At 32.1% G+C, this 14,623-nt stretch carries 9 protein-coding genes; 3 read left to right on the plus strand and 6 right to left on the minus strand.

Going from position 1 to position 14,623, the window contains the following annotated elements:
* Window positions 1–219: 219 nt before the first annotated feature.
* From K8354_RS14605 to K8354_RS14625, 5 genes are all read right to left on the minus strand, one after another.
* On the minus strand, window positions 220–612 hold the full coding sequence (locus tag K8354_RS14605) for a response regulator (protein ID WP_223441958.1): 393 nt from the start codon (window positions 610–612) through the stop codon (window positions 220–222).
* The gene (locus K8354_RS14610) at window positions 605–1,258 is read right to left on the minus strand and encodes a response regulator (RefSeq protein ID WP_223441961.1); all 654 of its coding nucleotides are present in this window, start codon (window positions 1,256–1,258) and stop codon (window positions 605–607) included. Before K8354_RS14610 ends, K8354_RS14605 begins: the two co-directional genes overlap by 8 nt.
* Window positions 1,259–1,261: 3 nt before the next feature.
* Window positions 1,262–1,693 (minus strand): response regulator, encoded by a 432-nt coding sequence (locus K8354_RS14615; RefSeq protein ID WP_223441963.1) that lies wholly within the window; start codon window positions 1,691–1,693, stop codon window positions 1,262–1,264.
* A 158-nt stretch (window positions 1,694–1,851) separates the two neighbouring features.
* Window positions 1,852–5,850 carry a CheR family methyltransferase gene (locus tag K8354_RS14620; protein WP_223441966.1) on the minus strand — a complete coding sequence of 1,333 codons (3,999 nt, stop codon included), beginning with the start codon at window positions 5,848–5,850 and terminating at the stop codon, window positions 1,852–1,854.
* 116 nt (window positions 5,851–5,966) lie between these two features.
* On the minus strand, window positions 5,967–10,787 hold the full coding sequence (locus tag K8354_RS14625; protein WP_223441969.1) for a PAS domain S-box protein: 4,821 nt from the start codon (window positions 10,785–10,787) through the stop codon (window positions 5,967–5,969).
* A gap of 466 nt (window positions 10,788–11,253) precedes the next feature.
* Between K8354_RS14625 and K8354_RS14630 the strand changes: the two genes are divergently transcribed.
* From K8354_RS14630 to K8354_RS14640, 3 genes are all read left to right on the plus strand, one after another.
* Entirely contained in the window at window positions 11,254–11,814 is a 561-nt protein-coding gene (locus K8354_RS14630) for a tyrosine-type recombinase/integrase (RefSeq protein WP_223441984.1), read from the plus strand.
* Window positions 11,815–12,000: 186 nt separating this feature from the next.
* Window positions 12,001–12,498 (plus strand): Xre family toxin-antitoxin system antitoxin, encoded by a 498-nt coding sequence (locus tag K8354_RS14635; RefSeq protein ID WP_223441986.1) that lies wholly within the window; start codon window positions 12,001–12,003, stop codon window positions 12,496–12,498.
* Entirely contained in the window at window positions 12,498–12,959 is a 462-nt protein-coding gene (locus K8354_RS14640; RefSeq protein WP_223441988.1) for an RES family NAD+ phosphorylase, read from the plus strand. Before K8354_RS14635 ends, K8354_RS14640 begins: the two co-directional genes overlap by 1 nt.
* A gap of 370 nt (window positions 12,960–13,329) precedes the next feature.
* Here K8354_RS14640 and K8354_RS14645 read toward each other — a convergent pair whose 3' ends face one another.
* On the minus strand, window positions 13,330–14,445 hold the full coding sequence (locus tag K8354_RS14645) for an ISAs1 family transposase (RefSeq protein ID WP_223441990.1): 1,116 nt from the start codon (window positions 14,443–14,445) through the stop codon (window positions 13,330–13,332).
* Window positions 14,446–14,623: the final 178 nt, after the last annotated feature.

Genomic DNA, 14,623 nt, shown 5'->3' on the forward strand with positions numbered 1-14,623 from the left:
ACATAACAAAACATTAAAACACAAAAATTAATGCCAATTTGTATCAAAAAAAGCCATTTTTAAAGATTGCCATAGATCGCAAACAAATTTTTTAAATGGACGTAGCACTAATACTATATTTCTATCCGATTTAGACAAAAATGAAAGGTTTAAAAAAAACCCCTAGCGCAGGTTTTACAGAGTTTTAATAAGAAGGACTAACAGTGCACAATTTTTTATTTATGCTGTTCCATTTACTATTGTTCTAATTGTGTTTTGATCTATTGGTTTGTGAATAAACTTTTTAACAATTTCATAACTATTCGCTTTAAGGATGTCGCTTTCGTCTATGGAAGATGAAACTATATACAATTCGATATTTTCGATATTAAAATATTTGTTTTCTTTTAGTTGATCTAAAAAGCCCCAACCATCTAAAACAGGCATATTAATATCTAAAAGAATAATCACTTTTTCTTTGGTATTGCTTAATTTTTCTACACCATTAATACCCAATTCGCCATCTTCAAACTCATGTAATTCTAAAGATGATACTGCCAAATTTTTAGACATAATTACGGTAAGCAACCTAAAAATTTGGTCATCGTCTATAATCATTAAGTGTTTAGTCATTGTTCACTTTGTTTAAGTTTAACGTTTGAGCTTCTTTGATAATATTTTTAACAATATCATCCATTTCAATAGAAGATGTTTTTAATTGTTCTAACCAAAATTTTAGATCCTTATTATTTTCATTTAGGGTTTCTATCATATCAATAACACCTAGTATTCTTGCTAAAGGTGCTCTTACAATATGTGACTGTGTCCAGGCAATATGTTTCAATTTCTCGTTCTGATTCTCTATTTGCCCAACATAATTGTTTCGACTAATTGCAAACTCAATACTTTTATGCAAAAGACTTGGATTGATTTCGTCTTTAATAAGATAATCGTGCACTCCTAACTCTAAACTTCTTTTTGCAAGTTCGAGATCTGAATATCCTGTTAATATAATGATAGGAATTTGAGGAAAATTTTTGGTCATATTTTTTATTAATTCAAGCCCACTCATGTCTGGTAAGTTTAAATCAAGTAAAATTAAATCAACATGCTTTTTTTCTCGCAGAAACTCTAAAGTACTTTTAAAATCCTGATTTTTATGAATTTTTACGCCATTAAAGGTTTCCAACAAAAAGTCTTCAATCAAAATATAATCTCCTGGATTATCCTCTAAAACCAAAATACTGATTCCTTTATTTTTATTAGAATTTCTTTTCATTTTCTATTCTGATAAAGTAGATAGTTGTATCCAAAAAGCTTCTATTTTTAAGATAGCCTCTAAAAACTCATTCATGTCTAATGGCTTTTTTACATAGCTATTTGCATGGTTATCATAAGCCAAATCAATATCTTTTTGATTAGATGAAGTAGTAAGTACAATTACTGGAATTTTTTTCAATTCAGTATCTGTTTTGATTTTTTTTAATACTTCATGACCATTATAAATTGGAAGATTGATATCTAGTAATATTAGGTCGGGTCTTTTTGCTGCTGAAAAAGAACCTCTCTTGTATAAAAAATCTAACGCCTCTTGTCCATTTCTTGCCACATTCATTTCACTTTTTACTTTGCATTCTTCAAAAGCATCGAGCGTTAAGACAATATCGCCTTCATTGTCTTCAACTAAAAGAATGTTGATTGGTTTTAGATTCATATTATATTTTTAATAGCTCGTTAATGTAACGAGCAAAAAGGTACATCTGTTACTGTAGATGCCAACCACAGAAACAAATTTACAATTTTTTTACAAGTTCTCAAACCTATTTTGTACCCCAGTATTTAGTTTCTTTAAAGAGATTCGTTTTTCTTCTTTTAATGCTTATAATGCATAGGAATTGTAAAATAAAAGGTACTTCCTTTTCCTAATTTAGAGGTAAGCCAAATTTTACCTCCATGCAATTCTGTTATCTTTTTACACAAAGCAAGACCAATGCCATTGCTATCTTTGTTTGGCCTTATACTTTTAAAAATTTTAAAAATGTTTTTAGATTGATTTTCTGGTATCCCTATACCATTGTCTGTCAGAGAGAATAGAAATGCACTTTTTTCAATACGGCACGATAATTTAATTCGTGGTGGGGCATCTCCTCTATATTTAATGGCATTGCTAATTAAGTTGGCTAATAATCTGCTAAATAACATTGGGTAAACCGTTATTTTTTGTGGTAATATATCGATAGAAATAGTACCTTCTTCTACCTTTAAATCCTGATTAAATTGTTTAATTACCTTTTGAATAATATCTTGTAAAACCACTTTTTCTAACTCTTCTTGAATAGCTCCTGTTCTTGAATATTGTAGCAGATTCTCAATCATTTTATAAAGTTCTTCAGCAGATGAATGAACAATGTCAAGATATTCCTCTTTCTTTTTTTTGTCTAATTTTTCTCCTTTCTTTTTTACAATATCTAACAAACTTTTAATGTTTCGAACTGGCGTTTTTAAATCATGTGAAGCCACATAAGCAAACTCCTCTAAAGCCGAATTTGCCTCTTTCAGTTTATTCATTTGAGTTTGAATCTTTGTATTTAAGGTTTGAATTTGTGTTAGGTATTCTTGTTGTTTTGAAATATCAGTTTGAATAGAGAAAAAACCTATAAATTTATCTTTAGAATCATAAAGTGGTTCTGCCCTTATATTTGTTAAATATTTATCTCCTTTTTTGGTATAATTCATAATGTTAATGTCAAAAGATCTTTGATTCTTAAAAGCCTCAGACATTATTTTAATAACTTTAGCATCACTTTCTTCTCCCTGAAGAAGTTTACCTGGTTTTATACCTAATACTTCCTCTTCAAAATAACCAGTAAGTTGCTCAAAAGACTTGTTTACAAATATAATTCTACCTTCAGTATCCGTAATGATTACAACACTATTGGTTTGCTCTGCAATAAGAGAGTTTCTTTTGTATTCTGTTTCTCGCAGGGAACGTTTTTGTATATCACTTGCGGTAAGTAATATTCTAAAATTACCGTCACTGTAGTTATTAATAGGTTGTAAATTGGTTTCAAACCAGTGATTTATACCTTTTTTAAGCTTGAGTTGAAATTCGATTAAGCCACTTTTTTTGTTTTTAGCCAACTCTTTAACAGCTTGTAGTATATCGTCTAATTGATTTGTGTCTTTGATGCTACTGAAAAAATTCATGCCAAGTAGCTCTTCATAAGTATAGCCGGTTAAAGCAGAGGCAGATGGGGTGCAATATTCAATACTTCCTTTTCGGTCAATAATTAAGACCATGTCATTTAGGTTTTGTGAAATGAGTTCTAGGATCTCTGTTTGATTGGCATGCTTTAACTTTAAGTCGGCAAGTGCAGTATCCGACAATTGAATTTCTTTTTTATATGCATTTACTTGAGTAAGATCTATAAAGATCAGCACAACCCCTTTAATTTCATTTTGGTTGGTTCTAAAAGGATTAATTTTTAACAAATACTCTTTCCCCTTAGCATCTTTAACACTGGTTTCATAAGGTAAAAAGGTTTTCAATACCTCCTCTATATGCTCCATAAAATTTTCTAGCTGAATCTTTGCTCTAAAATGACTTATATTTCTACCGATATCATAAGAAATTAAATCTAATATTTTTTTAATAGCAGGTGTAAATCTGCGAATATTTAATTGTGCATCTAAAAAAAGAATGGCTATTTCTGCGCTCTGAATAAGATTGTTTAAATCGTCATTAGAGGCACTTAGTTCTGTGTTTTTTTGTTGAAATTCTGAGTTTACCGTATACAGTTCTTCATTCACAGATTCTAACTCTTCATTAGAACTTTGTAATTCTTCATTGGCAGCTTGCAATTCTTCATTACTCGATTCTAACTCTTCAATAGTGGTTTGTAAAGTTTCTCTATTTATCCGAAGTTCTCGTTCTAATATTTCAATACGTTCACTAGAAGCAGAACTGATATTTATTTCTTTAAAAGGAGTTTTGTTTTGCTTCTTTTTTTTTGCTTCGAACGTTAAAAATAAATAGTTTTGATTATTATCAATCTTTTTAGTTCTGATATGAATTTGTAAGACCTCTTCATTTCCATAAAAAGGTTGTAAGTCTTTAGGAATAACAATATCGGTTAAAGTAATGGGTTCTTTGTCATTAAAAACTTTGCTTACCACTACTTCAATAGGCATCGCTAAGTTATTAGGAATCATTTTTAAAGCATTAGAAGTGATTTCTCCTGGAGGAAGTCTTAACCATCGATGTATATTTCCTGTAGTATGTAAGAGATTGAATTGCTCATCCATGACCAAAGAATCAGGTACATACTCTTGAATTAAATTATGATGAATTTCGCTTAAAATCTTACTTTTTCCATGACTAATAGGATAATTTATAATAGGAAGTGACGAGACTTTATTCATTTTGTTTCTTTGCAATCTAAGTTTAGGACGATGTACAAATTTTTTATTTTCTCGATTGCTATAAATTTTATATTTTTTATCTACCTCTTCAAATTCTTCATAAGCAGTGCCAAGTGTTTCACTAGATCCTAAAAATAAAAAACCACCTGTTTTTAATGAATACTGAAATAAACTGAACAGTTGTTGCTGAACGGATTCATTTAAATAAATTAATAAGTTTCGGCAACTCACCAAATCAATTCTATTAAATGGGGCATCTTGAATTAAATTATGACAGGAAAAAACAATCATTTCCCTTATTTCTTTGGCAATTACGTAGCCATGTCGTTGTGGAACGAAATAAGAATTAAAATATTCAATCGGAATTTCATGACTAATTACTTCAGAAAAAACTCTATTGCTGGCAGTTTTTATGGCTTCTTTATCAAAATCAGTCGCAAAAATACTAACATCAAAAAGAAGCTTATTTTTTCTCAGATAATCTTTTAATAAAATAGCAATAGAAAAAGCTTCTTCACCAGTAGAACATGCCGTTACCCATATACGGATTGTTTTTGTTTCCATATTCTGTGCTACCAGCTCCGGAATTACTTTGTGCTTTAAGACCTCAAAGGATTCTTCATCCCGAAAAAAGCGCGTTACACCGATTAATAATTCTTTTGAAAGAAAATTTGCTTCTCCAGGATTATTGTCTAAAAACTGATAATAGTCTTCCATCCGAGTGTAATTCAACAAATTCATTCTTCTTCCAATACGTCTCGATACGGTTGTATGTTTGTAGCCCGTAAAATCAACTTCAATAAGTTGTTGTGTTCGTTTTAAGATTTTTGTAATTAGTTCTTTTGCTGTTTCGTATGTATATTGATTTTTATCGAATTCTTGTTTATTATTGAAAAAATTATGGATTTCTCCATTTATATCTTTAACCCTACATATTTTATCCACCGACCCAGCATTGATAGCACTATTTGGCATTCCGTTAAACTTCGCTTCTTCAGGTTCTTGAACTACAACATAGCCTCCCTTTTCTTTGATAAACTTAACACCATCTTTGCCATCACTCCCTGTACCCGATAAGATTACCGCACAAGCATTCTCTTCTAACTCATTTGCCAGCGATTGAAAAAAGATACTAATAGGAAAACTTAATTTTCGGTCTTCTTTTTCATACAAAACAAATTTACCATGTTTAATTTCTACAAATTTTTTGGGTGGATTGAGATAAATATGTCCTTTTTCTAGCATCATGCCATTTTGTATGACGCTAATAGGAAGCTGTGTATGCCGCGCTAACAGCTCATCCATAAGACTTTTATGGTTAGGGGCAAGGTGCTGTATAATTACATAGGCAAAAGAAGTGTCTGGTGCAACCTGCTCAAAGAAAATCTCTAACGGTTCTAAACCTCCTGCTGAGGCCCCAATGCCTATTATTGGAAATTGTTTTTTCATTATTTTTTTTTATAACAACTTAGATTGAAAGCTGTAGACTATTACTAAGATTGCTGCTAACCAAATTTTTCATCCAAAAAATTCTACTTATTTTTTTAATATTTGACCTTTGATATTTATATCAACTCATTGATCATTGATTTTTTAGGTATTGTAAAATAAAATATAGAACCTATTCCTAAAGAAGACTCCAGCCAAATTTTACCTCCGAGAAATTTCACATATTTTTTAGCAATTGAAAGTCCTACTCCGGTACCTTCAAATAGTTGATTATTGTGCAGTCTTTGAAACAAGGTAAATATTTTATCAAAAAATAATGCATCAATTCCAATACCATTGTCTTTTACAGAAAACGTCCATTCCTTGTCATTTTCTTTTACGTTTATTTCAATATTAGGAGCCAAATCTTCTTTTGAATACTTTATTGCATTGTCTAAGAGTGCATAAATCACTTTGGTCATTGCCGACTTGTAAGAATAAATAATAGGTAGTTCTGGAGCAGAAATAGTTGCCGACTTTTCCGAAATTATTTTTCGGTGATGTTGCTTAAATCCTGATAGTATATCATTCAAATTTACTTCTTCCATAGGGTCCGAAAGTTTGTCTGCTCTTGAATACTCTAATAAATCTAAAATAATATGCTTCATTCGCTTTGCCCCATCTGTTGCAAAATAAATATATTGATGCGCCTTAGCGTCTAATTGGCCTCCATATTTTCGCTTTAATTGATCCATAAAGCTAGAGACCATCCTTAAAGGCTCTTGCAAGTCATGAGAAGTAATAAAAGCAAATTGCTCTAATTCTTCGTTAGATCGTTCTAATTCTTTCGTATAAGTTTTTAAGGATTGGTTTAAAGTCAATAACTCTTTTTCATGGTTTTTCTGTTTTGTAATATCTGTCATTGCTCCAATCATTCTGATAGCCTCTCCTTGATCGTTACGGATAATTAAACCTCGATCACTAACGTATATAATTTCACCGTTCTCATTAAAAACCCTGTATTTACCTTCCCAATTAGTTTTTGAAGGGTTCATCATGGCAGCATGTATACTTTTCTTAATCTCTTGTTTATCTTCAGGGTGAAATGTATGCTCCCAAAAATCATCACTATTTAGTTCTTTAGAAGTAGCCTTACCAACAAACTTTTGAATATTTTTAGATCTGTAAAAGATATCTTTACGAATATCCCAATCCCAAATAGCATCAGAAGTAGCTTCTGTAACTTTTTTAAACCGTTCATTGGCTTCAGCTAGTCGGAGATCACCTTGTTTTTTTAGGGTTATATCCTTAAAATAAACAGATAATCCTTCTTCAGAAGGATAAACAGAAACATCACACCACATATCACGTGACGAGTAATATTCCTCAAAATTTATATTTTCACCTGTTTGCATTGCTTTATGATAGTTTCTAGAAAAATCACTTTCAATAGCATCAGGATATAATATCCACAAATTATGTCCTAAAACATCTTCTCGCTTTTTCCCCATCAATTCTTCTGTCTCTTTATTCCAGTAGGTAATAATCCAATTTTTATCTACGGCAAAAAAGGCATCTCCAATACTTTCTAGAATATTATTCTTTTCTTCAAAAGCTTTTAATAATTCTTCTGCCACTCTTTTTCGTTCATCTATATTCTTAAAAAAGGCAGAAACACCTCCTTTAGTGGGGTAGGCGTTGATTTCGTACCAGCAATTATCACCAGGATACCAATACTCAAAAGTTTCTGATTTTCCTGTCTTGGCAACTTTATGATATTTCTTTTCTAATAAGGTTCCTTGAACAGGGCCAAACTCTTCCCAAAAATTATTTCCTAAAACGTCTTGGCTTTTTCTTTTTAATAAGTTTTCTGCTTCCTTATTAAAATAGGTAAAATTCCAGTTTTCATCTATGCGATAAAATGCATCAGAAATACTTTCTAAAATATCAACCCGATCTTCTTGTGCTACCAAATAATTTTCCTCGAAAGTTTTGCGTTCTGTAATATCTAGTATCAATGAATTCCATAAAATGCTTCCATCATTTAATCTTTGGGGCATGCCTCGTCCTTCCAAATAGCGGAGCTCTCCGCTAGAATTTAAGCTGCGCCATTCTGCTTTCCATAGCGAGAGATTTTCGGCAGATTCTTTAATAGAAGCTGCTAAGTGTTCCATATCTCCGGCAGCGGCAACTTGATCCCATATTTTTTCAGGATATAACCTAGCTTCTTCCTGAGTAAGTCCCCATATTTGAGAAGATCCTTTACTCACATATAATATTTCATCTGTACCATCAGCTTTTAGTACATATTGAAAAACGGCCCCTGGTAGGTTATCAGTGATGGTTTTTAATTGAATTTCTGCAATTCTACGTTTATGAATATCTTGGTAACTACCAAAAATTCGCTGGCATTCTCCATCAATAAATTCTGCGTGACCAATGGATCTAATCCATTTAATTTGATTATTTCCCAGATTAATTGGGAGCTCTAAATCAAAAGCTTCGCCGGTATCAATCAGGTTTTCTGCTGCCTTACGTGCTATTTCTTTGTATTCTCTTAAATATAAATCATAACTTTTGCTTAGTGAGGGCTTATAATCTTTGTCTACCTCTAATATTTTTCTGACCATAGGCGACCAATACATATTCTCGGTATTTTCTTGTTGTACCATATTTAATTCCCAACTACCAATTTTAGCCATTTTAGAAGCTTGATCATACAGTTCTACAGCTTTATATTTTTCTGTAATATCAAAAATTAAGCTATTAAAAATGATGGTTCCATCTGCTTGTTTATTGGGGCTTCCATAGCCTTCATGCCACCTAACATCTCCATTGGGTAATACGTTTCTCCATTGTACATTCCATTTTTTATTATTTGCAATAGATTCTTTAATGGATGCTTTTACAAGCTGAAAATCACCACCCGCTTTAATTTGATTCCATATCAAATCATGATTCAATTCACATTCTTTTGGACTAAATTTCCATACATCTATAGAAGCTTTGCTCACATTATGCAGGGAGTTTTTCCCGTCAGGAGCTATCATATATTGAAAAGAAACTCCAGGAAGATCATCTTTAATAGATTTTAATCTTAATTCACTTTCCTTACGATCATGCATGTCTTTAAAACTACCGTAAATACGAACACAAACACCGTCAACAATTTCTGCTTTTGCAGTAGTACGCACCCAACGTTCTTTTTTGCTAGCAGTAACAATAACAGATTCAATGTCATAAGGTTCTCCCGTTATCAGACACTCCTTAAAACTTGATCGCGCTATATCTCGGTAATCCTCTCGGTAAAAATTGATCGCCTTTTCGATATCGGGCACAAATGTAGCGGGGTCGGTTTCATATATTTGGTGCACTTGATCAGACCAATAAATCGTATTTTTTACCAAATCAATTTCCCAACTACCAATCTTGCTTAATTTTGTTACTTCGTCTAATAATTCTTGATTTTTGACTTCCTCGGTAACATCTAGTATTACAGAATTAAATAGCACCGAGTTGTCAGCCATAAATTCGGGGGTTCCCATTCCATGAAGTATACGTTTTTCTCCATTTGGTTGTATTATTGGAAACTTTATGTTCCATTGAGATTTGTTTTTAACAGCGTTTAAGATACTTTGTTGTACTGCTTCAAAATTCCCGCCTGCTCTGATTTGATTCCAAACCAATTCTGGGTTTTGTGTGATTTTTTTCGAACTATAGCCCAAAATTTTCTTGGCTCCACTACTTACATAGATAAATTTATCTTTATCATTTGGGTAAAATAGGTATTGAAAAACTGCACCTGGTATATTGTCTGATAGATTTTGTAATCGGCTTTCTACTTTTTTGCGATCAGTAATATCTCGAGAAACTGCAATGATTTTTTGTACAGATTCAGATGGATTATGAACAGGCGAAACTAACACATCCCACCATTTTGGAGCCCCTTTAGTTGTAGGACAAAATACCGTAAACTGAGAACTTTCTCCAATCAGCGCTTTATCAAAAGATTCTTTTACTAAGATTTCATTTTCTTTGCCCCAAAGAAGCCACCATGCCTTATTTTTAACTTGTTCAAAATCGTCAAAACCCATAAGACGAAGCCCATTGTAATTCATAAACTGAAGACGACCTTGCTTATCGATTACTTTTACACACTCAGGACTGCTTTCTAATACGGTACGACTAAAGAATTCATTTGCCTCAAGTTGTTTTTTAACATTCATTTGTTCGGTTACATCTCTTGAATTGGCAACAATACCATTTACTGCAGGATTATCAAGCATATTGGTTAAGACCATTTCAATCCAACGCCAATTTTTGTTACCATCTAGCAATCGAAAGGGCTTAACTTTCACTTTATGCTCAGTGGTAATTCGTTTCATATAATCCGCCGATTTTTGTACATCATCTGGATGAATAAAATCAAAGATTGTATTTCCCTCAAATTCTTCTGGTGTAATGCCTAATATGGAAGTTGTGGTAGGACTTGTATAGCTATATTTACCATCGGCATCGATAATACTAATCATATCGCCACCTTCTTGCACTAATGCTTTAAAACGTTGCTCACTTTGAAGAATTTGCTTTTCTTGTTCTAATCTTTGCGTAACATCTTGACAAATTACAAGGTGGCATTTACGACCAAGAAAATCAACTTTGTGCCCATTAATTTCTACTTGAATAAGAGTACCATTCTTTTTTTGGTGCGTAAAAGTGCCAAAATAGATGCTTCCTGCTCTATTTTCTATATCAAGATGAGCATTGATAAGCTTTGAAACTTCTTTTGATGGCCGCAAGTCTTTTAAGGTCATACTCAAAAATTCTTCTCTTGAGTATCCGTAGTGCTTTATGGCACATAAATTTACATCTAGTATTTCTAAGGAGGTATAATCGTATACCCAAGAGGGAATTGGGTTTAATCTAAAAAGACTCTTATCTAATGTATCTTGTTCCATTTTTATATTTTATGGGAGGCGCACAAAGCTCTAGGAAAACAAGACTTCCAAAAATTAAATACGGCATAAAGCATAAATTTAAAAAATAAATTTGAGATTTAAGGTACTCTAAACTTTTTTAATTGGTCTAAAGCTAAAAAATATTTTCACGAAAACTACAAGGTTCTAAATAGCATAAAAAAAGTATAGATTATTTTTATCAAAAACTCATACTATCTAACTAAAAATCAGTTTATTAATGTTAAATAGCCATCTCAATACTCCTTTTTACGAAAACTTTCTCCTTTTTTTATTTCAGACAAGAATAACAGCCTATAGAGATGCAGGTGAAATAGAACATGTAAGAAATTATTTCAAGGAAAGAGCAACGCGTTTTTGAGGAAAAGGTAAGATTGATGATAAAACTAAAAATGGCCTGATATGGTTGGCTCGTGATCGAGATAATTTCGAGTATTTTAATTTTTTTATGACTGAATTTAAAGATGTTTTATCCACGAAAAGATATGCAAAGATGAGAGATCGTTTACTCGTCGAAGAAGGTAAAGAACAATTGTTTGGAACCCAGTGGAACTTCAAAAATTCTAAACGTGTTCCTCACCCAATTCAAAAACCTGAATATGTAGACACTCCAGCCGGCCTTAGAATTTCTGAAGTCCTAAATTTAAGAATAACAGACATTCATTCTAAAAAAACGTACTTGTTTATAAAAGATCGAAAGACGATTTTATCCGCTTATTTAGTAGAACTATTAAGAACCTATTATAAAAATGAAAAACCCTCATATTGGCTTTTTGAAGGTAAGACGGGAGGAAAGTATAGCACGACGAACGTTCAAGCTATTTTTAGAAAGGCTGTAAAAGAAACTCATACCAATTCTTGGGCAACCGTCAATAGACTTCGCCATTCTTTTGCCACGCATTGTATCGAAGACCATATAAACTTGAGATATGTACAAAATATGTTAGGACATAGCTCTCCAAAAATAACAGAAATTTATACCAAAACCATTCATATAAATAAAACATAAAAAGTCCTTTGGATAAACTGCTGGAAAAGAGTAATTTTTAATCTTAGAACATATATGCGACATATAGACAATAAGGATATACAATTGTTGTAGGCAATTGTATATCCTTCTCTAAACTTTATCTGTATATTTGTCGTTATAGAAAGCATAAATGTCGTATATTTATACTTCTAAAAAATATTTCACATGGAGAAAACTTTAACAGCTAAAAAATTAAAAGAAAATAGTGAATTAAAGGTATTCGTTAGGCACTTTAAGAGAGGCAAAGACCTAAAGACTAAAGAAATAACCTACACTCGATTCTTAAGAGATAAACTACTTGTTGCAAACGCAGTCAAAAGAGGAGTTCCTAACATTTTATTTAGTGAAATTAAATCCAACTCTCCTTTTGATGACAAACAGTGGTCTTCGTTCTTAGATATTAACGTACGAACCTTTCAAAGGTATAAGAAAGTAAAAACACATATCTTTAAACAAATACAAAGCGAAAAAATATTTGAACTTGCCGAAGTTGTTAGTTTAGGTAATGAAGTTTTTGACAGCCCTGAACATTTTATGATTTGGCTTAAAACACCTTCAATGGCTCTAGGGAAAATTAAACCAATTGACTTATTAGATTCATCTTATGGCAAAGATATGGTCATTGCTGAATTAAACAGAATTGAACACGGAATTTTTGTTTAATGATAGTTTACAGATTAATTCGTAAGAAATATAAAGATCAGCTTTTAGGCTATGGTGCATCCCTGAATGGTCAACGATGGAATTCAAAAGGTACAGAAGTGATTTATACAGCACAAACTCGAGCACTTGCAAACAGTGAAGTTGCTGTACATATTTCTTTGGGTATTTTACCAAGTGACTATCATATGGTAGACATAGAAATACCTAATTCTCTAAAAACATTAAACATCAACGAAAAAAAACTTCCAAAAGGATGGAATTCTCTACCCTCTAAACCTGAAAGTCAAAATATCGGGGATGAGTTTGTCAATGAAAATCTATATCCTGTTTTAAAAGTACCCAGTGTAGTTGTTAAAGGAGAGTTCAATTATATTATAAACCCAAAACATTCAGATTTTTCTAAGATTAAAATAATAAATACTGAGCCATATCCATTTGATCCTAGATGTTTTAACAACTAAACAGTTTACAATAACTAAGCATATGGCGTGCCGATAGGCTAACGTTATATGTCTTGTTGACTGATCTGCTCCTAAGGATAAGGGGTAAAACGACGGTTTGGGTGTGGGTTTTAAAAGAAGTATGATTGGGGAAAGTAGCGTATTTTCAATAGTTCTATTGCATACAAGCTATTTATGATGCGCTTTCTTTAATTTTTAGTGAGACTATAAAACACCTCTCAGCATAAAATCTAAACCTCCATGTTTTTGGTCATTGGTGGCGCGAAACCTGAGGAAATAACCTCCTTTTTTACAACTATACAACCTCTTCTTGAGCATAAAAATAAATGCTATTTTTTCTAATGATCGTTTCTAACCCAGGGCAAACGCATTAAACTTTCATCAGGTTCAAAACTTTTATTAGGTAATGATTGTCCCATCCTGCTTTCATTCTTCTACTCTTAACCCCTATTTTACTTGATTTTTCGTTTTTCAATAAGTTAAGTGCTATTTTGTTAAGTATAGAGAAGTTTTGAGTTGCGTTACCAGCTCTTTTTCTAGAAGCATCTTCAGAGAAAGCGACATCTAGAGTCCAGTGTAGCTTGTTTTCAATAGTCCAATATGAGCGAATAGCTTTTTGGAAGTCTTGGGGATTTGCTTTTAAATTTGAAATATAATAACGTACTGCTGTTTCTATAGGTTTCTCTGAGTTTTTAAATTCTCTTGTGCTTTCTATTTTTATAATCGTGTTTAGCTTACACCAATTATTGTTTTCAGGTATGAAATGAAAGTTGCTTATAATGCTGCATTTTCGCGTTTCCATGCGTCCATGATCTAAGTCATCAGTTGTATTGGTTTCTATTGTTTTTCCAAACCTGAATTCATCCTCAATGTGTTCTAGTAATTTAGGCTGATTGCCTTTTACAGCTAAAATATAATCGGCTTTTTTATCTATAATGGCTGAGGCTATTTCTGTTTGACAGCCCATAGCATCGATCGTTACGATGGTGTTCTCTAAAGATAAAGCTTCTAATAGCATTGGTATGGCAGTAATCTCGTTTGATTTTTCCGATACCTTAACCTGACCAAGAACTAGATTATTCTCATTAGCCCAAGCACTAACCATATGGACTGGAGATTTTTTCCCACTAGCTTTAGCGCCTCTAATTGTTTTACCATCAATAGCTATAACTTCTTTGGGCTGTAGCTCTGCTAAGGTATTCACCCAAGTTATAAAACAAGATTCAAATTGTGCGCTATCTATATTAGAAAACACACGGTTAAAGGTATCGTGAGAAGGGATACCATTAGGTAAATCTAGGAATGTACGCAGAAATTCTTCTTTGGATTGTGCATAGTTTTCCATTTCATTCCAACTATCTGCACCACAAATCACTGAAATTATTCCAATAACAAGGATGCTTTCTAAATCGTAAAGCTGCTTGTGTGAGCGTCTAAAATCGGGTATTTGACCAAATATGGTCTTAAGTTTGTTTGTTGTTTTCAAAATATATAAATTACTGATTATCAATGTAATATACAATTTTAAAACAACAAAAACAATAAATAAATCATTGATTTACAATAATTTAAATGGAAAATATAAATACAATTATTATGGTTTTTAATGCGTTTGCCCTGGTTTCTAACCAAGGGATTGTTATTTTTAAAAGATTTTTTTTTAT

The organism is Polaribacter litorisediminis, assembly GCF_019968605.1.
Classification (GTDB): Bacteria; Bacteroidota; Bacteroidia; order Flavobacteriales; family Flavobacteriaceae; genus Polaribacter; species Polaribacter litorisediminis.